This window comes from Polynucleobacter kasalickyi, from assembly GCF_900176405.1.
Taxonomy (GTDB): domain Bacteria; phylum Pseudomonadota; class Gammaproteobacteria; order Burkholderiales; family Burkholderiaceae; genus Polynucleobacter; species Polynucleobacter kasalickyi.
Genome location: NZ_FWXJ01000004.1, coordinates 52,806 through 77,219 on the forward strand (window position 1 = coordinate 52,806; position 24,414 = coordinate 77,219).

A 24,414-nucleotide genomic window follows, 5' to 3' on the forward strand; every position below is an offset into this window, starting at 1 on the left:
ACTTGGAAGTTCCCGTGAAAAAAAATATCCTTATTACAACACTACTTTTTTCAAGTTGCGTTTCACTTTTCTCCCAAGCTGCACCACTCGCCTTTGTTTCCAATGAAGGCTCTGGTAACGTAAGCGTTATCGATTTAACCACTAATTTGGTCGTCAACACCATTGATCTCTCTGGTAAGCCGAGAGGTATTTATGCATCGCCAACGAGTCCATTTGTTTACGTAACTGAGTTTACGAAAGAACAGTTATTGCGTGTAGACGTGCCAAGCCAAAAAATTGTTCAGAAAGCAGCGCTCGGTAAATCTCCCGAAGCGATTTATGTCTCGAATGACGAAAAATGGATTACGGTTGCCAATGAAGATAGTAATAGTGTTTCTTTAATCGATGCCAAAACTCTTAAAACAGTAATTGAAATTCCTGTGGAAGGTAAAAATCCTGAACATGCGGTGATGTCTCCGAACAACCAATGGATCTATGTTTCGGCAGAAGATGCTGATAAGGTCGATGTGATTGATGTCGCTACTAGCAAGCAAGTTGCTCAAATTCAAGTAGGTAAAAGGCCTAGAGGAATAGGCTTTACTCCTAATGGAAAAACAGCAATCGTTGCTTGTGAAATCGAAAGCAAAACTTATCTAATTGATGTGGCGACTAAGTCTGTAAAAGGTGTCGTCGATACAGGACTTCGTAGTAATGGTGTGATGGTTCACCCCAATGGTCAAGTTGTCTATATCTCTAATGGTGGCGATGGCACTGTGGCGGTAGTCGATATAGAAAAACAAGTAGTGTTAAAAACAATCACTGTTGGTAAAAGACCGTGGAATATGGCGATGACACCAGACCAGAAAAAACTTCTCGTGGCGAATGGACGAAGCAACTCGGTATCTGTGATTGATTTGGAGTTGAATCAGGTTGTCAATGAAATTGCTGTTGGAAACTTGCCTTGGGGAGTTGCGATTAAATAATCTTAAAACCACATCCGGCTGAGAATATTTTTCTTATCTAGCAAAACATGCTTTATCACTGCGAGTAAGTGGATAGCGATTAGAGATAGTAAGATAATGACGCTGATTTCATGAACTTCTTTCATGATTTCTTTGAGTCCATCATTGGCCATGAAAAACTTAGGTAATTCAATACCAAAATATTTAATGGGGTATTTAGAAAAAGAAGAGCCTAAAAAACCACTTAGTGGTACACAAATCATCGCAATATACAAACTAAGATGTCCCAATTTGGCTAGTTGCTTTTCTTGCGGTTTTAAAAATTCAGGTAATGTGGGTGGACGATGGATCAGTCGCCAAATAATTCTTAAAACAATAAAAACACCAATCGTAATGCCCACTGATTTATGCACATTAAACCAACCTGCCCTTAAACCGGGTGGTGACTTTGGTAATTCAGTCATCCAGTAACCTAATGCAATTTGAGTAAAAATAGCCATACCAATCAGCCAATGGAGAATGACAGATCCAGCATGGTAGCGTTTTTCGTTGTTCATTGTTTTAATCAGGTGTAGAAATAAATTGGCAGGTAAAGAGCCAGTATGATGACTGGCTCTTCATCCTACTTTAATCTTTCATGATGGCAAAAGTCCAGACAGATGCACCAGGTTGAACCTTACCCGCTGTCTCACGACGTAGCGAGGTTCCTGTAGCTAGACCAGATAGCACAGTGACATACTGACGACCAGCAAGCGTGTAAGTAATCGGTTGGGCATTGATCGCGGAACCGGTTTGGAACTCCCAGAGTACCTTACCCGTCTTTTCATCTACCGCCATAAATTCACCTGATAACTTGCCTGTAAACACAATGCCACCACCGGTCACTAAAGTACCCGACCAAATCGGGAATTCCACTTGTGGAATTCTCCAATCCGCTTTCACTGATACTGGATCTAGAGCACCAAAATAACCCCAGGGTAATTTTGGATCACGAGCTTTAGTGCTATTGGTTGCACCCATGTAGCGCTCACCTGGCTTGTAGTTCGGCATATCTTTGTTATTTAACTGGTAAATCGCTGTTTCTTCTTGCATTGGTAAGAACACTTTTTGTGTGTTCGGGTTATACGCCATTGGTGACCAGTTTTTACCACCTGTCCAGCGAGGTTGTAATTCAACTTGCTCTCCAGCACGAATTCTGGCGGCAACATCTGTTTCTTCCACTCTGCCAGTGTTTGGATCAATCGTTGGTTTAGCCCAGTTGACAGGGACATACGCATGACCAGAAATTAACTTACCATTGGTGCGGTCAAGGACGTACATGAAACCGTTACGATCGGCATGTAATAAGGCTTTTCTTTTCTGACCAAAAATGGTCATATCAGCTAAGATGTTTTCATTCACACCATCATAATCATAGGTTTCTGCGGGAGTCCACTGATAATGCCATGCAATTTCACCTGTTTTAGGGCGAATCGCAATCACAGAGGCAACGTAAAGGTTATCGCCTGGACGCCACTTGCTATTCCATGGCCCACCATTGCCAGTTCCCCAGAATGTTAAATCGAGTTCAGGGTCATAAGAACCTGTAATCCATGTGGAACCACCCCCACGTAAATAGGAGTCATCATTTGGCCAAGTTTCACTACCTTTTTCGCCTGGGGCGACGGTTGTGAAACGTCTCCATAATTCTTTACCTGTTTGTGGATCATAACCTGCCACGAAACCACGCACACCGTATTCCCCACCGGTCATCCCCGTCATGAGAACGCCATTGGCGACGGTCGGAGCACTGGTAATCGAATAACCATCTTTCCATTCAGCAACTTTGGTACGCCATAATTGCTTACCTGTTTTTGCATCTAAGGCTTTGATGTAAGAATCGAGTGAGGCGACAAAAACTTTGCCATCGTAAATTGCCACGCCACGATTGGATAAGCCACAGCAAACAATTCTTGCTGCTTCTCTTTCCCAATCAATCGGAGTTGCCCAAATTTGACGACCCGTTTTAATATCAATGGCAACCGTTTGTTGAACGTTGGTGACATACATCACGCCGTTGTAAATCATCGGCTGTGCTTGTTCTCCCACGTTATTATTTAGAGAGTGACTCCAGACAGGAACCAACTTTTTAATATTTGCTTTATTAATTTGTTTGAGGGGGCTAAAGCGTTGTTGATGATAGCCCATGCCGTAGGTTAATACGTTATCGGTATTGCCACCTTTATTGCCATCAGCAATCAATTCTTGCTGGGTTTGTGCTTGAGTTATTGACCAGTTGAATATGGTGCAAAAGCCAAGCAAAAGATACATCGATCTTTTCATCATTGTCTCCATTTGGGTTGTGATTTATTAATTATTTTTATTATTTCGCCAATGTAGCCTAATCACCCCTCTAATGTCTATAGGTTTTTACACCACTAAATATATACCCTAATAGACACTTTCTGAAAAAGACGTATTGTAGATACCTTAGGAGACAACGAATAATCATCGAGAACATCGAAGTCATTACTCGAGAACATGAACATGAAAATTACAAAATTCCCAAGGTCTATAAATAACGACCACCAGAAAGACATTGTATTGTCGCAGGCTGATTTAGCAAAGCCTGTAAAAACTTCGGAAACCCCCAATAAAGAATTAGACCGCAGAAAATTTATGCAGACTAGTTTTTTAGCGTTGGCAACTACGCCTGTCATGGCACTTGCTGATGAGTCGGTTAAAAATGACTTTCCAGCTTGGTCAACTACTCTAGGCAAAGGGTTAAATGAATATGGACAACCTTCCAAATTTGAAGCAGGTACCAAAAGAGGGATTGCGAAGGCTTATGGCGATTTAGCGCCTGGTACTGGTTCAGCAAGAACTCCAATTGAAAAGTTAGAGGGAATTATTACGCCGAGTGGCCTTCATTTTGACCGCAGTCATAATGGCACTCCAGAGATTGATCCGTCGAAACATCAATTGAGTATTTATGGTTTGGTTGATAAGCCACTCAACTTTTCGGTAGAGAATTTATTGAGATACCCCATGATCTCGAGAACTTACTTTGTGGAGTGCGCGGGTAATAGCGCTGCGAATATCATTGCGCCACAACCTATTCAAGCTACTGCGGGTACCTTACATGGCCTCATTTCTTGTAGTGATTGGACTGGTATACCGTTATCAGTACTTTTAAAAGAAGCGGGTGTTAACCCTGCTGGAAAGTGGATTGTGGCAGAGGGTGCTGATGCTGCTGGTATGAGCCGTAGTTTTCCGATGGAAAAAGCCATGGATAATGCCATGATTGCGTTGTATCAAAATGGCGAGAGAGTTAGACCTGAACAGGGTTACCCAATGCGCTTATTATTGCCGGGTTGGGAAGGCAATATGAACGTGAAGTGGTTAAGAAGCTTGAAAGTAACTGCTGGACCAACCCACACCAAAGATGAAACCTCAAAATATACTGATCCTTTACCGAATGGTAAAGCACGACAATTTACTTTTGAATTAGGCGTTAAATCGATTATTACTAAACCTTCCGGCATGATGAAATTGCCGAGTAAAGGTCTATATGAAATCAGTGGTATTGCATGGTCGGGAGCTGGTAAAGTTGCTCGCGTGGAACTTTCTACCAACGGTGGCAAAGATTGGTTTGATGCAGAGTTAGATGGACCTAGTCAAGCTTTCTGCTTAGTGCGATTCAGAGCACCTTGGACTTGGAATGGCGAACCAGCCTTTCTCCAAAGTAGAGCGATTGATGAACACGGTAATGTTCAACCAACCCGTGCAGCCTATAAAGCAAATAATGCAGTAGATGGTCGTTATCACAATAATACGATTGTTACTTGGGCGGTATTAGCCGATGGGAGTGTACAAAATGCGTATTTATAAGAAAAGTGTATTGTCTTTATTTATTTTGGGATCAATGATTGCTTGTTCTACTTCTACCGTCAAGCAAAGTCCTCATCTTGGTCAAGCAATGACGGCGTCTGATATTAAAAAAGTTGACATTAGTATTGGCCCTGATGGTGTTGGCTTACCTGTTGGTTCTGGGAATGCTAAAACTGGACTTAAAGTATATGAAGCTCAATGTTTATCATGTCACGGTGCTAAAGGACAAGGTAAGCCAGTGGATGCGTTGGTTGGTGGCATCGGTAGTTTGAGTTCCGATAAGCCGGTAAGAACTGTCGGTAGCTTTTGGCCTCATGCCTCTACCTTATTTGATTACACAAGAAGAGCGATGCCACTCCAAAGTCCTAAATCCCTAACCAATAATGAAGTGTATGCCGTGAGTGCCTATATTTTATTTTTGAATGGCATCATTAGCGAAGATTATGAATTAAATCAGGGAAATTTAGCGCAAGTAAAAATGCCTAATCGGGATGGAATGATCGATTTTTCAAAAGAAAAATCAGTTGTATATAAGTAGTAATCATTTAGTTTTGTTATCTGTAGTAGTCATTATTAAAAACGTCCAAAGAGGCGAAGTTTGGTGATGTATTCAACGTAGCGAATGCATTGTTATCAAAAAATTTAAAGGAGACAAATCCATGAAATCATTTGGATTTAAATATGGCATCCAATGGGTGGCTTCAATTGCTGCTTTAGCGATGACGTCAGTAACGTTTTCGCAATCTTTACAAGATTTAAAAAACGACCCCAATAATGCTGAAAATGTTCTGACCTATGGCATGGGTTATAAACAACAGCGTTATAGTGATTTGTTACAAATTAATAAAGATACAGTCAAACGTTTAGTGCCAGTATGGAGTACTTCACTGGGTAGTAATTACGGTGAGCAAGGACAACCCTTGGTATACAACGGTGTCATGTATCTGGTGAATGCCGAATATACTGTCGCAATTAATATTGAAAACGGTCAACAACTTTGGCGCACCAAAGTGGATTGGGATCCAAATACACCACGTGTAGTCTGTTGCGGTATTACGAACAAGGGCCTGGCGATTTATAACGGGAAAGTTTTCCGCGGCACGCTAGATGCGCACATGGTAGCGCTGGACCAAAAAACAGGTAAACAAGTTTGGAAAACGAAGATTGCGAATTGGCAAGAAGGTTTCACCATTACTTCAGCGCCATTGATTGCCAATGGCGTTTTAATTACTGGTATTTCAGGTGCTGAGTTTGGTGTTCGTGGTTTTTTAGACGGTCTTGATCCTGAAACTGGTAAGCAATTATGGCGTAAATATACTATTCCAGCTCCCGGTGAAAAAGGGAATGAAACATGGCCAAAGGGGGATGCCTATTTACGCGGTGGTGGATCAACTTGGATTACTGGTTCTTACGACGCTGATTTAGATACCGTCTATTGGGGTGTTGGTAATGCTGGTCCTTGGGCGCCAAGTGGCAGACCAGGTGATAACCTTTACACAGCATCAGTCCTTGCGCTAAATCCAAAAACTGGTGATATCAAATGGCATCGTCAGATTGTACCGAACGAAATGTTTGACTTAGATGCCGTCTGGGAATGGATTGTTGGTGATATAAAGTACAAGGGAGCGAATCGAAAAGTCATCATGCACTTATCGCGTGGTGGATTCTTATACGTGGTAGATCGCACCAATGGCGAATTACTCTCGGCTAAACCTTTTGAGAAAATCAATTGGGCTACCCATGTCGATATGAAAACAGGTCGCCCAGTTGAGTCTGAGGTGTCTAAAAAAGTTCGTGCTGGTGAGCAAATTGAATTATGGCCAGGTCAATGGGGAGCTAAAACGTGGGGGCATGCGGCGTTCAACCCGATGGATGGACTGATTTATACCAATACGACCCATGCATCTCGCTTAGTGAAGTTTGAGCCCGTTGAGTATAAGGTCGGACAACGTTATGTGGGCTTACAAAATGCTCCAGCACCAAGAGATCCTAAAGAACCTATTGGTCATATGGAAGCGATTGATCCAATCACTGCAAAAGCGAAATGGCGTGTACCGTTAATGGATATTCCAAATTACTCTGCCGTACTAGCGACAGCAGGTGGTTTGATGTTTACAGGTAAAGAAACCGGTGAACTCGTCGCCTTAGATATGCAAACTGGCAAACAATTGTGGGAGTATAAAACGACCTCAGGCATTAATGCACAACCAATTACTTACTTACATCATGGCAAACAATATATCGCTGTGCAGTCTGGGATTGGTGGCGTTAACGTGGTTAGAATGGGACCTCAACTGAAAGACATCCCACGGGGTGGCTCAGTTGTTGTTTTTGCTTTAATGGATAAATAATCGAAAGACGATGATGAAAAAAATATTTACTACTCTTGCGATCGTTTGCTCAATCAGTTTAAGTGCCTTTGCACAGACTAATCAGGATTTGATCGCTAACGGAAAAACGGGCTCCACGGATGAGGTTCTTACCTATGGTATGGGGTATAACCAAAATCGATATAGCCCTTTAAGTCAAATTAATAAAAATACCGTTAAAAAACTCGTGCCGGTATGGAGTGTCGGCATGGAAAACGATACGGGCGAACAAGCACAGCCAATGATTCATGATGGCGTGATGTATGTCAGTGATGCGAAGTGGACGATTGCCATTGATGCTGTATCTGGTAAGCAGTTATGGAGAACACCGGTTGACTTTGATCCAGATACCCCTAGGGTCGTCTGTTGTGGTATTTCCAATAAAGGTGTTGCGCTTTATAAAGGCATGGTCTTAAGAACCACTTTAGATGCCCATGTGATGGCACTTGATCAAAAAACAGGTAAGCAAATTTGGAAGCAAAAGGCAGCAGATTGGAAACAAGGCTACTCCTTAACTGCAGCACCACTTTTAGCTAATGGCGTTTTGATGACCGGTTGTTCTGGTGCTGAGTTTGGTGCGCGTTGTTTCATTGATGGTTGGGAACCTGAAACGGGTAAACATTTATGGCGTCGTTGGACCATTCCAGGACCTGGCGAAAAAGGTCACGAAACTTGGATTCCATCCGAATCTTATAAGAATGGTGGCGGAAGTGCTTGGATCACAGGTTCTTACGATCCGGAATTAGATCTTGCCTATTGGGGAACTGGTAATGCTGGACCATGGAATCCTACCAACAGAAAGGGAGATAATTTATATTCTGCTTCGATTTTGGCGATTCGTCCAAGTACTGGAGAGATTGTTTGGCATTATCAAGCTGTCCCTAACGATGTTTTTGACTGGGATACCGTCTTCGAACTAGTTCTAGCTGATATTAAAGTTGAAGGCCAAAATAGAAAAGTACTCATGCAACTTAATCGTAATGGCTTTTTGTATGTATTAGATAGAACCAATGGTAAATTGATTTCTGCTAAGCCTTACGAGAAAGTGACTTGGGCTACCCATGTAGATATGGCAACAGGGCGTCCCGTAGAATCTGAAGACACCAAAAGGTTAAGAGCTGGCGAGAAAATTGAGATGTGGCCTAGCGTTCGCGGTGCCAAAAATTGGCCGCACGTTGCCTTTAATCCAAACACAGGGTTAGTGTATGCCACAACCAATCACGCCTACTCAAACTATCGATTTGTGCCACTGGCAGAATTTAAGCCAGGATTTAGATATCAAGGGGTTGAGAATTCTTATTCTCCAATTAACCCAGATACAGTAGCGGGTCATATTGAGGCGATTGATCCGCTAACTGCAAAACCTAAATGGCGTTTGCCGTTAATTGGCCAGGTAGGTGGTGCATCGATCATTGCAACCGGTGGCGGTTTATTATTTACCGGCAAACATACTGGTGAGGTGATCGCCATTGACTCCGATAAAGGTGAAATTGTTTGGGAGTTTAAGACACCTTCAGGTATCAACTCCAATCCAATCACTTGGTCAAAAAATGGTAAACAATACGTTACCATCTTATCGGGTCTAGGCGGGGTTGTTTCAGGAACTAGGGGCTTACCTGATATTCCTAAAATGGGCTCAATTTGGACTTTTGCTTTAATGGAGTGAGTATTTAATGTATTTTAAAAAAATAACAACCGTAGTTGTATTCAGCACCCTAGCCTGTGGTTTTGCTATGGCACAAGAGGAAGTGTTTTCAAAAGAATCGATTGAGAAGGGAAGGGCAATTTATGCACAAAATTGCTCTCCCTGTCATGGTCCTCAGATGGCAGATCCTCAGGGCGCATTTGATTTAAGAATCTTTCCACCTGAACAAAAAAATCGATTTTTTTATTCGGTGACAAATGGTAAGAATGGAATGCCACCCTGGGGTGGTCTCTTCAATAAAGAAGAAATCGCCACCTTATGGGCTTATGTAATGGCTGGTGAAAAAAAATAAGAAGAGATGTTTGCGATTCTCTTCATAGCAGAAATATGAAAGAGTATTTTTCTCTGAAGTTCTGAAAAGATTGACCATCATTCGGTAAATTACGGAATGATGGTCAATGTCTCTTTCTACATACTGACCCGGTTGTTTTAAACCGAATCTTTAAGAACTCTGTACGCTATTTTTAAAGAAACTTTTTGAAGTTAGTATGATTTTGATTATTATGTATCTAATACAACATCAGAGACACACCTATGTCATTTAGTTTTCCCTTTTCAGCCATTGTTGGCCAAGATGAAATGAAACTGGCCTTAATTCTTTCAACAATCGACCCTAATATAGGCGGGGTCCTGATGTTAGGAGATCGAGGAACCGGAAAGTCGACCGTCGTTAGATCGCTTGCCGCACTCTTGCCACCTATCAAGGCAGTCAGTCTTTGTAAATACCATTGCGATCCTGCATTGAGTGTTTTATGCAGTGAATGCGAAGATAAGAAACGTAACGGGATTAAATTAAAAGTAGATGTGATTAATACACCCGTCGTGGACCTGCCACTTGGGTCTACGGAGGATCGCGTGGTTGGATCCATTGATCTAGAAAAAGCATTATCGCAAGGTGTTAAATCTTTTGAGCCTGGATTACTGGCGAAGGCAAATCGTGGCTTTTTATACATTGATGAAGTAAATCTTTTAGAAGACCATTTGGTAGATTTGTTAATTGATGTGGCAGCTTCCGGAGAAAATGTGGTTGAGCGGGATGGATTAAGTGTGAAACATCCAGCGAAATTTGTGTTGATTGGTAGTGGCAATCCTGAGGAGGGTGAGTTGCGTCCACAACTACTTGATCGATACGGTATGTCCGTTGAAGTCCGAACCCCTACTGACGTGTTACAGAGAATTGAAATTATTAAGCGTCGGGAAGCGTTTGAGCGCGATCGAGAGCAATTTATTGCAAAATGGGCAGAGCAAGATTTAGAGATACAAAAGCACATTGTTCAATCTAAAAAAAGATTAGAACGTGTTGAAATCAGTGATGAATTATTAATAAAAGCCTCGACACTCTGCGCACATTTGGGTGCTGATGGTTTGCGAGGTGAATTAACCATGATGCGGACGATGCGGGCTTTAGCTGCTTATCAAGGTAAAAAGCACGCAGATATTCAGCATTTGAAGGCAGTAGCCCCCTTGGCGTTAAGACATCGTTTACGGCGTGATCCACTAGACGATACAGGATCTTCAGCGAGGGTTGAACGAGCAATCGAAGAAATCATTCAATGAAAACTGAACAAGCCGTTCAGGTTTGGCAAGATGCCTTATTGATTGCACAATTGCTCTCAGTTGATCCGCATGGCTTTGGAGGTGTTTGGGTAAAGTCTTCTGCGAGTGATGTGCGCAATCGTTGGTGGCAATTTACTCAAGAGTTATTTGGTAAGTCTAGGATTGTGACTGTTCCGTCGAGTGTTGACGATGAAGCTTTATTGGGCGGTATTGACCTTTCCAAAACGCTCGAGCATGGATCTCCCGTTTATCAACTAGGCATCTTAGAAAATCAACAGATCCGATTATTAAAACTGACAATGGCTGAGCGCTTACGATCTGCCTCTGTTAGTTATATAACCCAGTCTTTTGACGCTTCCTCTAGTAACTATGGGATGGCAGTGTTTGATGAAAGTACCCCGGATGAAGCTGGGGTTGCCCAAAAAATTTTAGACCGGTGTGCATTTCAAATACGGTTTGATGGACTGTCTTATTTTGTCATCGATCCAATCGAAGCCAATACACTCCCAAGCATTGAGAAGATACAACAAGATTATCAACAGCTTGTGATTGCAACTGAAACTATCGAAAGTATTGTTCGTACTGGGCTCGCATTTGGTATAACTTCAATTCGAGCTGTTTTATTTGTGGTGAAGACGGTACGAGCGTTGACTGCCATACGCGGCGTTGACGTTCCTACTGTAGAAGATATTCAAACTGCCATTCGACTGGTATTTACCCACCGAATCACTGCTTTACCAAGCATGCCTGAGGAGTCAGAAAAAGACCAAGCGGCAGAACCTCCACCCCCAGAGCCTGAGCAAGAGCCAGAACCTGCGCCAGAGGAACCACATGAGCCCTCTGAGACTGAGCAGACAGACGCGAACGATCCAAAGAATATTCCTCAAGAAGATTTAGAGGAAATGTTGATAGAAGCAGCCAAAGCTTATTTACCGGCTGATATTTTGGATTCGATTGTGTCAGGTCGAGTTGCGCATCGAGCCATGCAACAGCAACAAGGAAAATCTGGTAGTACACAGATGAGTTATGTCCGTGGCTTTCCTTTGCCTGCTAGAAAAGGGGTGAGAAAGTCAGGTCAGAAAATAGATTTTCTGAAAACATTACAAGCCGCAAGTCCTTGGCAAAAAATTCGTCGCCAAGATCCAAACCAAACAATGGCTTTTAAAATATTGCCAGAAGATATCCACATCAAAAGGTTTGAGCAACGTAAAACGACTCTGACGCTCTTCGTGGTGGATGCCTCTGGATCAAGTGCGCTTGAGCGCTTATCGGAAGCAAAGGGTGCCGTCGAGTTATTGCTGGCGCAATGTTATGTGCGCAGAGATGAAGTGGCTTTAATGACTTTTAGAACGAATCGTGCCGAATTAATTTTGCCTCCAACGAGGTCATTGGTGCGTGCGAAACGTCTATTAACGATGATGCCAGGTGGTGGTGGTACGCCACTCGCTTTAGCCATTCATGCAGCTGGCAATTTTCTAGCGCAGATTCAAAACAACGGTCAAACACCGATGATGGTATTGATGACTGATGCACGTGCGAACGTTTCGCTGGCGGGATTAGGGGGGCGAGAACAAGCATTTACAGATGCCTTGCAGGCGGCAAATGTATATCGTGGTTTTGGGATTAAAAGTATCTTAGTGGATACAGCTATCATGCCACAAGCGAACGCAAAATTAGTTGCGGATGCGCTTGGAGCGTTTTATGTACCCCTGCCACAAGGTAAATCAGCGAAAGTTGCTGCAGTTGCCAAGCAACTATCAAAGTAATTCAATTATTCCGATGGCTCGTTTTTATGTTTGTCAAATGTTTTCATGGACTGATTCCCTTTAACCCATGCTCTCACAAAAATTCCTAAGCCAAAAATCATAATAATTACGGCTGCAATGGTGCTTAAATCCATCTTCGTTCTCCTCGTATTGTCTTTGTTATAAAAGTCTATCTTAATCTTTACTACTGATTGCCTCTTGAGTCGCTTGAGCTATCAAGTCACTTGTTTCCGTGGGGTGAATTTCATGAAAAAGGTGACCTCCTTTTTTGATGAATAATTCTGCTGTTGGAAAGTATTTTTGCAGCACGGGCTGCAAACTTACTTGTGGTATCCATGGATCATCTTCGGTCATTAAAAAGGTCATGGCACTCTTGAGGGTACTACTTTTACGGAGTAGGGCCGGAATATCACTGGCTGCCATAAAATTCATTGAGCCGTGAATGTGCGAAGCTTGTTGAAATAAATAACGGTAATGAACCCGCTGATGTTCTTGCAAAATCGAATTGGTAGAGTCTAATAATTTATCAATCATCTTGGTGAGTCCAAGCGTCTGTGATAAGAAATTCGCCAACATACTAGAGGTTGCAATCGGATTGATGAATGGCGCCATAAAGTAGTTGTAGGCCGTCGGTGGGCTTACAAAAGAAGGATTTAACCCGAGTAGCACTTTGGGGTACGCCTTGCTGAGTGTTGCTAAATTGAGGCCACAATTTGCTCCTGCCGAATGACCAACGATGGTATCTGGCATCCATAACTCGATAGCTTCTAACAGTTGTTTGAGCTCAACAGCCATTTGATCAATATGTAATTGTGCCTTCGTCGCTCCTTGAGTAAAGCCATGACCAGGTAGATCTGGGGCAATGACTGTATAAGTTTCTCGGAGTTGATTAAAGATGATGTGCCATGAGTGCGCAGAGGATCCGGTACCGTGGATTAAAAGAATGGAAGGTGCTAATGGGTTTGGGTGGCGACAGATTTGATAATGCCAATGCAGATTGCCGACCTGAGTAGACTCACTAAAGGTTCTATTCGGCCATTGATATGGGATGCGAGCTGGATTCGATATCATGATACTTTTAAACACTAAAAAAATGTATTTTCCTCATGTTGAGTCATTTTCCAATTATTCTGATTGAAGTCATTTTGTGCTTTGGTGGCGTTTTATTGTTCGCTGGGTGGCAACTCAGAGAATTAAAAAAACTGCGCAAAGAACGTGAAAACAAGCAAGATACCTCTTCATAAAAAATTACAGTAAGTTCCTTCTAGATATAAACCCTTACCTCATCTGACAGGATTTAGGTTGACAGTAGTATTGATAGTGTCTATATTTATTTACATCATTATATGTATTTATAAATTTACAGTCATCTTTTCTGTTGTAAGGAGAGTTTATGTCCCCCAAAGAACTAATTGAACATGCCATCGACCATACGTTAAAGAACTTTGAGGACCCTACAGGACCTGAACTTCTCAAAAATGCGATTCGACATGCTGTTTTTCCTGGCGGAGCTCGGATTCGTCCGCAATTGACCTTGGCTGTAGCCGCGGCAAATGGCAATGATGATCCAAAATTAGCCATGGGAGCTGCAGTTGCTATTGAACTTTTACATTGTGGGTCTCTAGTACACGATGATTTACCTTGCTTTGATAACGCTGATTTAAGGCGTGGTTTACCAACTATTCACGCAGCTTATGGCGAGCGGATTGCTGTCTTAACCGGTGATGCCTTAATCGTGATGGCCTTTCAAGGTCTGGTGAGTGCAGCAAGTCAGTCTTTAAATCGCTTAGCCCCTGTATTAAATACGATTATGAGTGGTGTCGGTGCTCCACACGGCATTATTGCTGGTCAAGCTTGGGAGTGCGAAAGCAAGGTTTCTTTAAGAGTCTATCAACAAGCTAAAACGGGGGCCCTATTTACGGCGGCAACCTCAGCTGGCGCTATTAGTGCTGGAGCAGACCCTAAGCCTTGGCAATTACTGGGTGATAGCTTAGGAGAGGCTTACCAAGTTGCTGATGATATTCGGGATGTCATTGGTGACATGCAATCGATGGGTAAACCCGTCGGCAAAGATGAAGAATTGGATCGACCAAGTGCTACGCGTGAGTTAGGTTTGTCCGGTGCCGTGGAATACTTTGATGGCCTCGTCGCAAAAGCGGTAGACTCAGTTCCCGAGTGCCCAGGAGCGCCCATGCTCAGAAAATTGGTGGCATTAGAATCTGAGCGTTTGGTGCCAAATGCTTTGTATCAAAGAAACAATGTGCGTGCTCGTACATTAAAAAAGAAAAAAGTAGCGCATTAAGATGTCTAAAACTCTACCTTTCCAAGCGAGCGAGCCGGGTGTGACTTATTCAATCTTCGATCAGATCGTCATTTGGAAAGACCGCCAAATTGCCAAAAGATCGTTTCAGCGTCTAGCCGCTGGCATCCCGATTTTCAGATCAATTTCTAAGACGCGCGCAAATGATGTATTTGATTTAATGGCAGGATTTGTTTATTCACAAATCTTATTAGCTTGTGTGCAAGTTGAATTGTTTCAAAAATTGGCTGATGGGCCTAAATCCCAAGAGGAATTATTAAGCTTAATTCCCTTGCCACCTAAAGGACTTGAAAGACTATTGCTAGCTGCAGAGTCACTGGAATTACTTGAAAGACGATCAAATCAACGTTATGGGCTAGGACGTTTAGGAGCGCCCATGGTAAATAACGATGCATTATGTAGCATGATTTTGCATCACACTGCCTTATACGAGGATTTAAGAGATCCACTGTCCTTGCTGAGGGGTGATCCTCGAAAAAAAATTCTAGAGCAATACTGGCCCTATATCACTGAACAGGAGGAAGAGTTAAGGTCCTTGTCCGACAGTGAAAAAGTATCTGAGTATTCGAAGTTGATGTCAGATTCATTGCCTTTAGTGGCAGACGAGGTGATTGAGGCTTATGATTTTTCCAAACACCACACGCATTTGGATATTGGTGGTGGTCAAGGTACCTTTCTGAGACTAGTTGCGCCCCACGCACCAAATTTAGAAATGCAACTATTTGATTTGCCTGGTGTGGCGAATCTGGCGCAAGAGCAATTTAAGCAATCTCCAATTGCGAACCGAGTTGACTGTATTGGTGGTAACTTTTTTGAAGATACTTTGCCAAAGGGTGCGGACATTATTACCCTCATTCGGGTAATTTTTGATCATGACGACAACCGAGTTCTTCATTTACTCAAAAAAATTAGAGAAACATTACCAAAGGGTGGTGTTTTATTAATTGCTGAGCCAATGGCGGATACACCTGAAATACCAGCCATGGGACAAGCCTATTTCGGTATGTATTTGTTAGCGATGGGCCGTGGCAAACCACGCTCTACAGAGGATTTAAAGCAGTTGTTGACGCTTGCAGGTTTTAGTCAATTTAAGGTCGTAAAAACCAAAATGGCGATTAATGCACAAGTTTTACTTGCGGGTTATTAGGGTAAATACTGATTACCAATGCAAAATAAGTGTATATATTTGTTTACATATTGTGTTGTAAGTTTTAATATACATAAAGTTGTTCAGTTAAGAAAAAATTACTAGGGATTATGTGAAAGCTACTGCGATTCTCATTCAGCAACCAAAGCAAATTGAACTTGCTCAATTATCGATAGATGATTTAGTAGAAGGTCAAATAGCTGTAGAGATTGAGTATAGTGGCATCAGCACGGGTACTGAAAAACTCCTCTGGAGTGGTAAGATGCCCCATTTTCCGGGTATGGGCTACCCACTAGTCCCAGGCTATGAGTCAGTCGGCAAAGTGATTGAGGTCACAAAAAATTCCCAATATCAAGTAGGTGACACCGTATTTGTGCCTGGTGCCAAATGCTTTGGTGATGTTCGTGGCTTATTTGGCGGCGCTTCCTCGCACGTTGTGGTGCCACAAGAGCGAGTAATCCAACTAGACGAACAGATCGGTGCAGAAGGCGTATTGTTGGCTTTGGCGGCAACTGCATATCATGCAACACAGGGCTTACCAGAAAATCAGCCAGATTTAATCGTCGGGCATGGTGTAGTAGGCCGATTGCTCGCAAGAATTGCAGTGGCAAAAGGAAAATCGCCTGTTGTCTTGGAGACGAATAGTGCTCGTATGGCAGGAGCTGAGGGTTATCAAGTAGTGCACCCTAGAGAGCAAGATGCCAGTAAAAAGTACCCAATTATCATTGATGCGAGTGGTGATGCCGGTTTAGTCAATACGCTCATCAGCCAATTAAGTATGAATGGAGAACTGGTACTTGCTGGGTTTTACGACCAAGCTATTTCCTTTCTGTTTGCCCCTGCATTTATGAAAGAAATGCGGATGAGAATCGCCGCACAATGGCAACCTCAAGACCTTATCGCAGTCAAAGAATTAATTGATTCAAAACAGCTTTCCTTGGCTGGCCTTATTACGAATACATCAACACCAAAAGAAGCGCAGTATGCCTATCAAACTGCATTTGGCGATAGCAACTGCTTAAAAATGATTTTAGATTGGAGACAGAAATAATGAATACACCGATTCCAACACAAGCAACGATTCAGTTTATGAACTTAAAGCAAGAGGCTGCAATTGAGCCTTCTCCAGTGCCAACTGGTCCAGTGACGAAAGAAACACAAATTATTGCAATTTATGGCAAAGGTGGCATTGGTAAAAGTTTCACTTTGTCGAATCTGTCCTACATGATGGCTCAGCAAGGTAAAAAAGTATTATTAATTGGCTGCGATCCAAAGAGTGATACTACCTCCTTGTTATTTGGTGGTAAGGCTTGTCCAACGATTATTGAAACTTCATCGAAGAAAAAGCTTGCTGGCGAAAATGTCGAAATTGGTGACGTTTGCTTTAAGCGTGATGGTGTGTTTGCCATGGAATTAGGCGGTCCTGAGGTCGGTCGTGGTTGTGGTGGTAGAGGAATTATTCATGGTTTCGAAACCTTAGAAAAGCTAGGCTTTCATGATTGGGGATTTGACTATGTTCTCCTTGATTTCTTGGGAGATGTGGTCTGCGGTGGCTTTGGTTTACCAATTGCTAGAGATATGTGTCAAAAAGTGATCGTAGTAGGAAGTAATGATTTGCAATCACTATATGTGGCGAATAACGTTTGTTCTGCAGTTGAATATTTCCGTAAATTGGGTGGTAATGTCGGTGTAGCCGGTATGGTCATTAATAAGGATGACGGCACAGGAGAGGCAGCAGCCTTCGCAGAAAAAGTTGGTATTCCAGTCTTGTCTGCAATCCCGGCAAATGATGATATTCGTCGCAAAAGCGCTAACTATGAAATTATTGGCACGCCAGACAGTGAGTGGGGTAGCTTATTTGCTGAATTAGGTTTGAACGTAGCGACTGCGCCACCTGTTAGACCTAAACCACTCACTCAAGATGAATTACTAGGGCTGTTTTCAGCGGATCAAGTTGGGCGAAATGTTGTCTTAGAACCAGCTACTTTATTTGATATGGTTGGTAAGGATGAGATTGTTAAAGAATCCTTAGAAGTGGTCTACGACAAAGTATAAGACCATGAGCGATCATAAAATAATTCCAATTATTGCCAACCAAGAGACTTTAACGTCGGATGGTATGGGTTGTCACTCGGGTGCGGAGCAGATGTTAGATGCTGCACGCAAGGCCAATAAATCTGAAGTATTAAATCAATACGCTAAAGATTATCCAAAGGGCCCTCACGACCAACCGCAAAGTATGTGTCCTGCTTTTGGCTCGTTGCGTGTAGGCTTAAGAATGCGTCGCACAGCCACTATTTTGTCAGGTTCTGCATGCTGTGTTTACGGTTTAACCTTTACATCGCATTTTTACGGAGCGCGCAGAAGTGTTGGTTATGTGCCGTTTAATTCTGAGAGTTTAGTGACTGGAAAGTTATTCGAAGATATTCGTGACGCGGTTCATCAAGAAGCAAATCCTGATAAGTATGATGCTATCGTCATCATTAATTTATGTGTGCCAACAGCAAGTGGTGTACCACTACAGTTGTTACCTAAAGAGATTAATGGTGTTCGTATCATCGGAATCGATGTACCAGGATTTGGGGTGCCTACTCATGCTGAAGCAAAAGATGTCCTAGCTGGCGCCATGTTGAAATTTGCTAGAGCAGAGGCTCAGGCAGGTCCAGTGACAGCACCAAGAACGGGCTTATCTTCAAAGCCTACGATTACTTTACTTGGTGAAATGTTCCCTGTGGATCCAATTGGTATTGGCATGATGCTTGAGCCGATGGGTCTTGCAGCAGGTCCAGTAGTACCAACGAGAGAATGGCGGGAACTCTATCAAGCCTTGGATTGTGCAGCTGTAGCAGCGATTCATCCTTTTTACACCGCCAGTATTCGTGAATTCGAAGCTGCTGGTAGAAAAGTGGTTGGTTCAGCCCCGATTGGCTATGAAGGAACAGCCTCATGGCTCGAACAAATAGGAAAATCCTGCAACGTATCAGCAGATATGATTGCCAATGCACAAAATAAATTTTTACCAGCGATCAAAAGTGCCTTAGCTGCTAAGCCGATTAAAGGCCGAATCACGATGAGTGGTTATGAAGGTTCAGAGTTATTAGTAGCAAGATTACTCATTGAAAGTGGTGCTGATGTTCGTTATGTTGGAACCGCTTGTCCTAAAACTCCTTGGAGTGCAGATGATCTAACCTGGTTAGAGTCTCGCGGTGTTCATGTTCAATATCGTTCATCACTAGAACAAGATTTAGCTGCCATGAAAGAGTTTCAGCCTGATTTAGTGATTGGAACTACGCCGGTTGTGCAAAAAGCAAAACAGTCTGCCATTCCAGGTTTGTATTTTACGAATTTGATTTCAGCCAGACCATTGATGGGCGTCATGGGCGCTGGATCACTCGCGCAAGTCATCAATGCAGCGATTGGCAATAAAGAGCGTTTTGACACGATGGAAGCATTTTTTACGGACGTTGGGCATGACCACGCAGCGGGTGTATGGGATGAAATACCGCAAGATCGCCCTGACTTTAAAGCAGATACGCGTCGTCGTATGGAGAAACTTGCCAAAAAACGTAAAGCGGAGGAGATGGGTTAATGTTCGTTATTGATCACGATCGTGCCGGTGGCTATTGGGGAGCTGTCTATGTCTTCACCGCAATTAAAGGGTTACAAGTCGTTATTGACGGCCCTGTTGGCTGTGAAAATTTACCAGTGACCTCGGTTTTGCACTATACCGATGCTTTGCCACCTCACGAATTGCCAATCGTTGTTACTGGTCTCGGGGAAGAGCAACTGGGTCGTGAGGGTACTGAAGAGTCGATGAAGCGCGCCCATAAAGTACTTGATCCAGATCTGCCTTCTGTGGTTGTCACAGGTTCAATTGCCGAAATGATCGGTGGTGGCGTAACGCCTGAAGGTATGAATATCGCCCGATTTTTACCACGTACCATTGACGAAGATCAGTGGCAAAGTGCGAATCGTGCCATGTATTGGTTATGGACTGAATATGGCATGAAGCATATACCAGAACGACCTGCCAAAAAAGAAGGTGAAAAGCCACGGGTAAATATTATTGGCCCCTGCTATGGCACCTTTAATATGTATAGTGATTTAGCAGAGATTAAGCGCTTGGTAACTGGTATCGGCGCAGAAATTAATTTGGTATTTCCGCTATCCAGTCACTTAGCTGATGTTTCCCGATTGGTGGAGGCAGATGTCAATATTTGTATGTATCGTGAATTTGGTCGTTTACTCTGTGAAGGCTTAGAGCGGCCTTATTTGCAAGCTCCAATTGGTATGCACAGCACTACCAAATTTTTACGTAGTTTAGGTGAGTTACTTGGCTTAGATCCAGAACCATTTATTGCGAAAGAAAAGCATACTACTCTAAAACCTATTTGGGATTTATGGCGTTCGGTGACACAAGATTTCTTTGGTACAGGATCTTTCGGTGTCGTGGCTAATGAAACCTATACCCGAGGGTTACGTCATTTCTTAGAAGATGAAATGGGTTTGCCTTGTAATTTTGCAGTACCGCGTAAGCCTGGTGAAAAAACAGATAATGCGCAAATTAGAGAGCTCGTACAAACCAAAACACCTTTAGTGATTTTTGGTAGTTACAACGAAAGAATGTACTCAGCTGAAGTTGGTGGAAGAGCAGCATATATACCAGCTTCTTTTCCAGGTGCAATTATTCGCAGACATACTGGTACGCCTTTTATGGGGTACGCAGGCGCAACTTATATTATTCAAGAATTTTGTAATGCATTATTCGATGCTTTATTCCACATCATTCCTCTTGGGACTGAATTAGATAAGGTTGAAGCTACTCTGGCAAAAGAGGGGCAGCTTCACAACTTACCGTGGGAAGAAAAGGCACAAATCCTTCTGCAAGAAATGGTTGATTCTCAACCAGTACTCACTCAAATCTCAGTTGCTAAGAAGATTCGTGATCGTGCAGAAAGGGAAGCTCGACTCCATGGAGAGCAAGTAGTTAGTACAGCGCGGCTAGAAGAATTACAGACATCACTTGGCATGGTTATTGCTAAATGAAAACAATCAAGGTAACGATTGGGTCTAAAAAATATGGTGTAGTTAAGCCGTATCCCCAAGCTACACGGGGTGTGTGTGGTAGATGCCGCAAGGCTTTTTTATGGAGTAATCAACATGGCTGAAAACAGATCTATATCTGGTTTATCCGATGCGGAAGCTCAAGAGTTCCACACATTTTATGTACAGGGACTTGTCGGCTTTGCAGCAATCGCCGTAGTAGCGCACATCCTCGTTTGGGCATGGCGTCCTTGGTTTAATTGATTTAAACCAATATTTAAAAAGGAAAACTATCATGCAACTTAGTAAAGATTCTTTCTCAAAAACAATTCAAAGTGACTCTATGTCCTTTAAATTAATTTATGTTTTGTGTTTTTCAATTTGCCTGGTGGTGGCACTTTTTACGGTATTCCTACCTCATAAATGGAAGTTTTCTCTTCCTGGTGCCGAAAGCGGTCACTCGTTTATCGACTCTGTGAGAGTAGGTGTTTATAGCTTTATGTCTTATTTGATTTAGGAGAAAGACTATGTGGAGAGTTTGGAAACTATACGACCCATTACGTGCAATGGTCGCACAAGGAGTTTTCTTGTTCGCACTAGCAGCAATGATTCACTTGATTTTGTTAAGCACCAACCAGTACAAATGGTTAGATGGTATGAGTCAAGCGCAGTATTTGCAGTCACGTGCTGCAGCGAAGTAATTTGTAAAAAGCCTTGGGATAGGCTTTTTAGACTATCCCAAGCACTAATTCTTTTGTAACAATTTTATATAAGCGAGAGCAAAATGGCGATGCTCAATTTTGAAAGAAAGTACCGCGTACGCGGTGGAACCTTAATTGGTGGCGACTTATTTGATTTTTGGGTCGGACCATTTTTTGTCGGATTTTTTGGCATTACTACTATTTTCTTTGCCTTCTTAGGGACGGCGATGATTATGTGGGGTGCTGCTCATAATGGTGTTTTTAATTTTTGGCAAATAAATATTGCGCCCCCAGATATTGCCCTTGGCTTAGCTCCAGCACCCATGCATGAAGGTGGTATTTGGCAGATAGTGACCATTTGTGCTTTAGGCGCATTTGGTTCATGGCTCATGCGAGAGGTCGAGATTTGTCGTAAGTTAGGTATTGGTTTTCATGTACCTATCGCCTATGGCTTTGCCGTATTTGCTTACTTTACCTTGAATGTGATTCGACCAATTATGATGGGTGCTTGGGGACATGGTTTTCCCTACGGCATTATGAGTCACTTAGATTGGGTATCCAATACCGGTTATCAGTATTTACATTTTCACTATAACCCCGCTCATATGATTGCCGTGTCACTGTTCTTTACAACGACCTTAGCGCTAGGTTTGCATGGTGCCTTGATCTTGTCGTCTACGAATCCTTCCGATGGCGTGGTCAAAACCCCTGAGCACGAAGATACATTTTTCAGAGATATTATTGGCTACTCCGTTGGAACCTTAGGGATTCACCGAGTTGGCCTATTCTTAGCTCTTGCGGCGGTATTTTGGAGCGCTGTTTGTATCATTATCAGCGGACCGTTCTGGACCAAAGGCTGGCCAGAGTGGTGGACATGGTGGCTAAATATGCCAATTTGGAATTAATTAAGGACTGGAGAAAATAATGAATTATCAAAATCTTTTTACTCGAGTTCAAGTACGTGGCCCAATTAGTCATGGCATCCCCCTAGATGACTATGATCAACGCGAGCGTGGTAAGGGTGCTTTTTTCAATACCTTGATGGGGCGTATTGGCAATGCTCAAATCGGACCTATTTATTTGGGAAGATTAGGTTTGGCTTCCCTTATATTTGGAGCCTTAGCTTTTGTTCTTATTGGGATGAATTTTTGGGCGCAGGTTGGTTGGAGTCCGATTAAATTTGTACGGAATTTGTTTTGGCTTTCCTTAGACCCACCAGCACCACAATATGGCTTAAGAATGCCACCTTTATGGGAGGGTGGTTGGTTTCTTATCGTGGGCCTCTTTCTGATTATTTCTGTCCTACTCTGGTGGATGAGAACCTATCGCAGAGCTATTGCTCTAGGTCAAGGCACTCATATTGCATGGGCATTTGCTTCCGCAATTTGGCTCTTTTTGGTACTAGGCTTATTCCGCCCTATCTTAATGGGACGTTGGAGTGAAGCTGTTCCATACGGCATTTTCTCTCACCTGGACTGGACTGCTGCATTATCTATTCGTTATGGCAATCTGTTCTATAACCCATTCCATATGCTTTCCATCTTCTTTTTGTATGGATCAGTGTTGCTATTTGCAATGCATGGGGCAACGATTCTGGCCGTAAGTCGTTACGGTGGTGAGCGCGAGATTGAGCAAATTGTTGATCGTGGTACTGCTTCTGAAAGAGCCGCATTATTTTGGAGATGGACGATGGGCTTCAATGCAACGATGGAATCGATTCACTATTGGGCCTGGTGGTTTGCAGTTCTGACAACTTTAACGGGCGGCATTGGTATTTTGTTAACTGGTACGGTCGTTGAAAACTGGTACTTATGGGCGCAACACCATAATATGGTGCCAGCTTATCCCCCAACGCACGTGACTGATCCATCCCTCACAACCCCTGCGTTTGTACCCCCAGTTCAAGGAGGGAAATAATGAAAAATAGACTTTATTCTTTGGCAGCGCTATGCGGTCTAGTTGTGCTACTAACAGCCTGTGAGCGTCCGCCAATTGACTCTACTCAGCTTGGTTTTAGAGGTACGGCAATGGCTGATATCAAAAATCCAAGAACTGAGGCGACTTTAGTGAATCTCAATAAAGCGCCAGCTTCGATGGGACTAGCACCTGCTGAAGGTGATAAAGCGGGGAAAGTGTATAAAAACGTACAAGTATTAAACAACTTGAGCGTTGCACAGTTCACGACTTTTATGGTTTCGATGTCTAGTTGGGTTGCACCAGCTGAAGGTTGTACCTATTGCCATAATCCTGCAAATTTTGCTGAAGACTCAAAATATACAAAAATTGTCGCACGCAAAATGATTCAAATGACACAGGGTATCAATACCGGTTGGCAGTCCCACGTTAAGGAAACAGGTGTTACTTGTTATACCTGCCATCGGGGTAATAATATTCCACAAAATGTCTGGTTTAAATCACCTGAGCAGGCTGGTGGGCATATGTTAGGAAATTTGAATGGTCAGAATGATCCAAAACAAAGTACCGCATATACCTCGATGCCGAATGAGCCGTTTTCTAAATATATCTTAGAAAATAATCCTGCAAGGATTCAGGGGCAAACTTTCTTGCCAACTGGTAATAAAAAGACTATTCAGGAAACTGAGACGGTTTATAGCTTCATGAATCATCTTTCAAAATCTCTTGGTGTGAATTGTACCTATTGCCACAACTCTCGGATATTTAGTGATTGGGATCAAAGTCGTCCACAAAGATCACAAGCTTGGCATGCTATCCAGATGTTAAAAGATGTGAATAACGATTATATGTTGCCACTAACCAGTACTTTCCCTCAGGCAAGATTGGGTCCAACAGGAGACGTGGCCAAAGCAAATTGTGCTACATGTCATCAAGGTGTTAATAAACCATTATATGGGGTCAGTATGCTAAGTGATTATCCTTATCTTACGGGTCCAAAGAAACAACAAGCTGTAGTAATCGATAGTGGTAAATCCACATCGGTTGCAATGAAATAGCTTTACCGGTGTTGTAGCGCTGT

General features: G+C 42.8%; 25 protein-coding genes. 21 read left to right on the forward strand and 4 right to left on the reverse strand.

The window, feature by feature from the left end:
* Window positions 1–14: 14 nt before the first annotated feature.
* Complete coding sequence (locus tag B8983_RS04915) at window positions 15–962, forward strand: YVTN family beta-propeller repeat protein (protein ID WP_234986897.1); 948 nt, start codon at window positions 15–17, stop codon at window positions 960–962.
* Window positions 963–964: 2 nt separating this feature from the next.
* Here B8983_RS04915 and B8983_RS04920 read toward each other — a convergent pair whose 3' ends face one another.
* Window positions 965–1,498 carry a cytochrome b gene (locus B8983_RS04920; RefSeq protein WP_084283027.1) on the reverse strand — a complete coding sequence of 178 codons (534 nt, stop codon included), beginning with the start codon at window positions 1,496–1,498 and terminating at the stop codon, window positions 965–967.
* A gap of 70 nt (window positions 1,499–1,568) precedes the next feature.
* Complete coding sequence (locus B8983_RS04925; protein ID WP_200806868.1) at window positions 1,569–3,266, reverse strand: PQQ-dependent dehydrogenase, methanol/ethanol family; 1,698 nt, start codon at window positions 3,264–3,266, stop codon at window positions 1,569–1,571.
* 201 nt (window positions 3,267–3,467) lie between these two features.
* On the opposite strand from B8983_RS04925, the gene soxC reads away from it, so the two are divergent.
* The 7 genes from soxC (at window position 3,468) to B8983_RS04960 (ending at window position 12,208) form a co-directional block, all read left to right on the forward strand.
* Window positions 3,468–4,811 carry a sulfite dehydrogenase gene (soxC, locus tag B8983_RS04930; RefSeq protein WP_084283028.1) on the forward strand — a complete coding sequence of 448 codons (1,344 nt, stop codon included), beginning with the start codon at window positions 3,468–3,470 and terminating at the stop codon, window positions 4,809–4,811.
* Window positions 4,798–5,349 (forward strand): c-type cytochrome, encoded by a 552-nt coding sequence (locus B8983_RS04935; RefSeq protein ID WP_084283029.1) that lies wholly within the window; start codon window positions 4,798–4,800, stop codon window positions 5,347–5,349. The genes soxC and B8983_RS04935 overlap by 14 nt, the downstream gene beginning before the upstream one ends.
* A gap of 121 nt (window positions 5,350–5,470) precedes the next feature.
* Window positions 5,471–7,162, forward strand: a complete 1,692-nt coding sequence (locus B8983_RS04940) for a PQQ-dependent dehydrogenase, methanol/ethanol family (RefSeq protein ID WP_084283030.1) — start codon at window positions 5,471–5,473, stop codon at window positions 7,160–7,162.
* Between the two features lie 10 nt (window positions 7,163–7,172).
* On the forward strand, window positions 7,173–8,846 hold the full coding sequence (locus tag B8983_RS04945; RefSeq protein ID WP_200806870.1) for a PQQ-dependent dehydrogenase, methanol/ethanol family: 1,674 nt from the start codon (window positions 7,173–7,175) through the stop codon (window positions 8,844–8,846).
* Window positions 8,847–8,853: 7 nt separating this feature from the next.
* Complete coding sequence (locus tag B8983_RS04950) at window positions 8,854–9,177, forward strand: c-type cytochrome (RefSeq protein ID WP_084283031.1); 324 nt, start codon at window positions 8,854–8,856, stop codon at window positions 9,175–9,177.
* Window positions 9,178–9,419: 242 nt separating this feature from the next.
* Window positions 9,420–10,442, forward strand: coding sequence for a magnesium chelatase ATPase subunit I (gene bchI / locus B8983_RS04955; RefSeq protein WP_084283032.1), 1,023 nt, complete (start codon window positions 9,420–9,422; stop codon window positions 10,440–10,442).
* On the forward strand, window positions 10,439–12,208 hold the full coding sequence (locus tag B8983_RS04960; RefSeq protein ID WP_084283033.1) for a VWA domain-containing protein: 1,770 nt from the start codon (window positions 10,439–10,441) through the stop codon (window positions 12,206–12,208). The genes bchI and B8983_RS04960 overlap by 4 nt, the downstream gene beginning before the upstream one ends.
* Window positions 12,209–12,213: 5 nt before the next feature.
* Here B8983_RS04960 and B8983_RS14265 read toward each other — a convergent pair whose 3' ends face one another.
* Window positions 12,214–12,342 (reverse strand): hypothetical protein, encoded by a 129-nt coding sequence (locus B8983_RS14265; protein WP_255372799.1) that lies wholly within the window; start codon window positions 12,340–12,342, stop codon window positions 12,214–12,216.
* Between the two features lie 40 nt (window positions 12,343–12,382).
* A complete protein-coding gene (locus B8983_RS04965) occupies window positions 12,383–13,279 on the reverse strand; it encodes an alpha/beta fold hydrolase (RefSeq protein ID WP_084283034.1) in 897 nt (298 codons plus the stop codon).
* A 35-nt stretch (window positions 13,280–13,314) separates the two neighbouring features.
* Between B8983_RS04965 and B8983_RS13995 the strand changes: the two genes are divergently transcribed.
* The 13 genes from B8983_RS13995 to pufC all read left to right on the forward strand — a co-directional run bounded on the left by B8983_RS13995 (window position 13,315) and on the right by pufC (window position 24,391).
* A complete protein-coding gene (locus B8983_RS13995) occupies window positions 13,315–13,452 on the forward strand; it encodes a hypothetical protein (RefSeq protein ID WP_159460817.1) in 138 nt (45 codons plus the stop codon).
* 149 nt (window positions 13,453–13,601) lie between these two features.
* Window positions 13,602–14,510 carry a polyprenyl synthetase family protein gene (locus B8983_RS04970; RefSeq protein WP_084283035.1) on the forward strand — a complete coding sequence of 303 codons (909 nt, stop codon included), beginning with the start codon at window positions 13,602–13,604 and terminating at the stop codon, window positions 14,508–14,510.
* A 1-nt stretch (window position 14,511) separates the two neighbouring features.
* Complete coding sequence (locus B8983_RS04975; RefSeq protein WP_084283036.1) at window positions 14,512–15,675, forward strand: methyltransferase; 1,164 nt, start codon at window positions 14,512–14,514, stop codon at window positions 15,673–15,675.
* A gap of 112 nt (window positions 15,676–15,787) precedes the next feature.
* Complete coding sequence (gene bchC / locus B8983_RS04980; RefSeq protein WP_084283037.1) at window positions 15,788–16,726, forward strand: chlorophyll synthesis pathway protein BchC; 939 nt, start codon at window positions 15,788–15,790, stop codon at window positions 16,724–16,726.
* The gene (locus B8983_RS04985; RefSeq protein WP_084283038.1) at window positions 16,726–17,730 is read left to right on the forward strand and encodes a chlorophyllide a reductase iron protein subunit X; all 1,005 of its coding nucleotides are present in this window, start codon (window positions 16,726–16,728) and stop codon (window positions 17,728–17,730) included. Before bchC ends, B8983_RS04985 begins: the two co-directional genes overlap by 1 nt.
* Window positions 17,731–17,734: 4 nt before the next feature.
* The gene (bchY, locus tag B8983_RS04990; protein ID WP_084283039.1) at window positions 17,735–19,264 is read left to right on the forward strand and encodes a chlorophyllide a reductase subunit Y; all 1,530 of its coding nucleotides are present in this window, start codon (window positions 17,735–17,737) and stop codon (window positions 19,262–19,264) included.
* Window positions 19,264–20,721, forward strand: coding sequence for a chlorophyllide a reductase subunit Z (bchZ, locus tag B8983_RS04995; protein ID WP_084283040.1), 1,458 nt, complete (start codon window positions 19,264–19,266; stop codon window positions 20,719–20,721). The genes bchY and bchZ overlap by 1 nt, the downstream gene beginning before the upstream one ends.
* Window positions 20,722–20,835: 114 nt before the next feature.
* Complete coding sequence (pufB, locus tag B8983_RS05000; RefSeq protein WP_084283041.1) at window positions 20,836–20,982, forward strand: light-harvesting antenna LH1, beta subunit; 147 nt, start codon at window positions 20,836–20,838, stop codon at window positions 20,980–20,982.
* A gap of 31 nt (window positions 20,983–21,013) precedes the next feature.
* Entirely contained in the window at window positions 21,014–21,235 is a 222-nt protein-coding gene (locus tag B8983_RS14000) for a hypothetical protein (protein WP_084283042.1), read from the forward strand.
* Between the two features lie 10 nt (window positions 21,236–21,245).
* The gene (pufA, locus tag B8983_RS05010; RefSeq protein WP_084283043.1) at window positions 21,246–21,419 is read left to right on the forward strand and encodes a light-harvesting antenna LH1, alpha subunit; all 174 of its coding nucleotides are present in this window, start codon (window positions 21,246–21,248) and stop codon (window positions 21,417–21,419) included.
* A gap of 83 nt (window positions 21,420–21,502) precedes the next feature.
* A complete protein-coding gene (pufL, locus tag B8983_RS05015) occupies window positions 21,503–22,324 on the forward strand; it encodes a photosynthetic reaction center subunit L (protein ID WP_084283044.1) in 822 nt (273 codons plus the stop codon).
* Window positions 22,325–22,343: 19 nt separating this feature from the next.
* Window positions 22,344–23,336: a photosynthetic reaction center subunit M gene (gene pufM / locus B8983_RS05020; RefSeq protein WP_234986898.1), complete on the forward strand. Its 993-nt coding sequence runs from the start codon at window positions 22,344–22,346 to the stop codon at window positions 23,334–23,336.
* The gene (pufC, locus tag B8983_RS05025) at window positions 23,336–24,391 is read left to right on the forward strand and encodes a photosynthetic reaction center cytochrome PufC (RefSeq protein WP_084283046.1); all 1,056 of its coding nucleotides are present in this window, start codon (window positions 23,336–23,338) and stop codon (window positions 24,389–24,391) included. The genes pufM and pufC overlap by 1 nt, the downstream gene beginning before the upstream one ends.
* The last annotated feature ends 23 nt before the right edge of the window (window positions 24,392–24,414 follow it).

Coding starts and splice junctions, on each gene's coding strand:
- B8983_RS04920 (WP_084283027.1), bottom strand. CDS start 1,498: ATGAACAACGAAAAACGCTACCATGCTGGATCTGTCATTCTCCATTGG.
- B8983_RS04925 (WP_200806868.1), bottom strand. CDS start 3,266: ATGATGAAAAGATCGATGTATCTTTTGCTTGGCTTTTGCACCATATTC.
- soxC (WP_084283028.1), top strand. CDS start 3,468: ATGAAAATTACAAAATTCCCAAGGTCTATAAATAACGACCACCAGAAA.
- B8983_RS04935 (WP_084283029.1), top strand. CDS start 4,798: ATGCGTATTTATAAGAAAAGTGTATTGTCTTTATTTATTTTGGGATCA.
- B8983_RS04940 (WP_084283030.1), top strand. CDS start 5,471: ATGAAATCATTTGGATTTAAATATGGCATCCAATGGGTGGCTTCAATT.
- B8983_RS04945 (WP_200806870.1), top strand. CDS start 7,173: ATGATGAAAAAAATATTTACTACTCTTGCGATCGTTTGCTCAATCAGT.
- B8983_RS04950 (WP_084283031.1), top strand. CDS start 8,854: ATGTATTTTAAAAAAATAACAACCGTAGTTGTATTCAGCACCCTAGCC.
- bchI (WP_084283032.1), top strand. CDS start 9,420: ATGTCATTTAGTTTTCCCTTTTCAGCCATTGTTGGCCAAGATGAAATG.
- B8983_RS04960 (WP_084283033.1), top strand. CDS start 10,439: ATGAAAACTGAACAAGCCGTTCAGGTTTGGCAAGATGCCTTATTGATT.
- B8983_RS14265 (WP_255372799.1), bottom strand. CDS start 12,342: ATGGATTTAAGCACCATTGCAGCCGTAATTATTATGATTTTTGGCTTA.
- B8983_RS04965 (WP_084283034.1), bottom strand. CDS start 13,279: ATGATATCGAATCCAGCTCGCATCCCATATCAATGGCCGAATAGAACC.
- B8983_RS13995 (WP_159460817.1), top strand. CDS start 13,315: ATGTTGAGTCATTTTCCAATTATTCTGATTGAAGTCATTTTGTGCTTT.
- B8983_RS04970 (WP_084283035.1), top strand. CDS start 13,602: ATGTCCCCCAAAGAACTAATTGAACATGCCATCGACCATACGTTAAAG.
- B8983_RS04975 (WP_084283036.1), top strand. CDS start 14,512: ATGTCTAAAACTCTACCTTTCCAAGCGAGCGAGCCGGGTGTGACTTAT.
- B8983_RS04985 (WP_084283038.1), top strand. CDS start 16,726: ATGAATACACCGATTCCAACACAAGCAACGATTCAGTTTATGAACTTA.
- bchY (WP_084283039.1), top strand. CDS start 17,735: ATGAGCGATCATAAAATAATTCCAATTATTGCCAACCAAGAGACTTTA.
- bchZ (WP_084283040.1), top strand. CDS start 19,264: ATGTTCGTTATTGATCACGATCGTGCCGGTGGCTATTGGGGAGCTGTC.
- pufB (WP_084283041.1), top strand. CDS start 20,836: ATGGCTGAAAACAGATCTATATCTGGTTTATCCGATGCGGAAGCTCAA.
- B8983_RS14000 (WP_084283042.1), top strand. CDS start 21,014: ATGCAACTTAGTAAAGATTCTTTCTCAAAAACAATTCAAAGTGACTCT.
- pufA (WP_084283043.1), top strand. CDS start 21,246: ATGTGGAGAGTTTGGAAACTATACGACCCATTACGTGCAATGGTCGCA.
- pufL (WP_084283044.1), top strand. CDS start 21,503: ATGGCGATGCTCAATTTTGAAAGAAAGTACCGCGTACGCGGTGGAACC.
- pufM (WP_234986898.1), top strand. CDS start 22,344: ATGAATTATCAAAATCTTTTTACTCGAGTTCAAGTACGTGGCCCAATT.
- pufC (WP_084283046.1), top strand. CDS start 23,336: ATGAAAAATAGACTTTATTCTTTGGCAGCGCTATGCGGTCTAGTTGTG.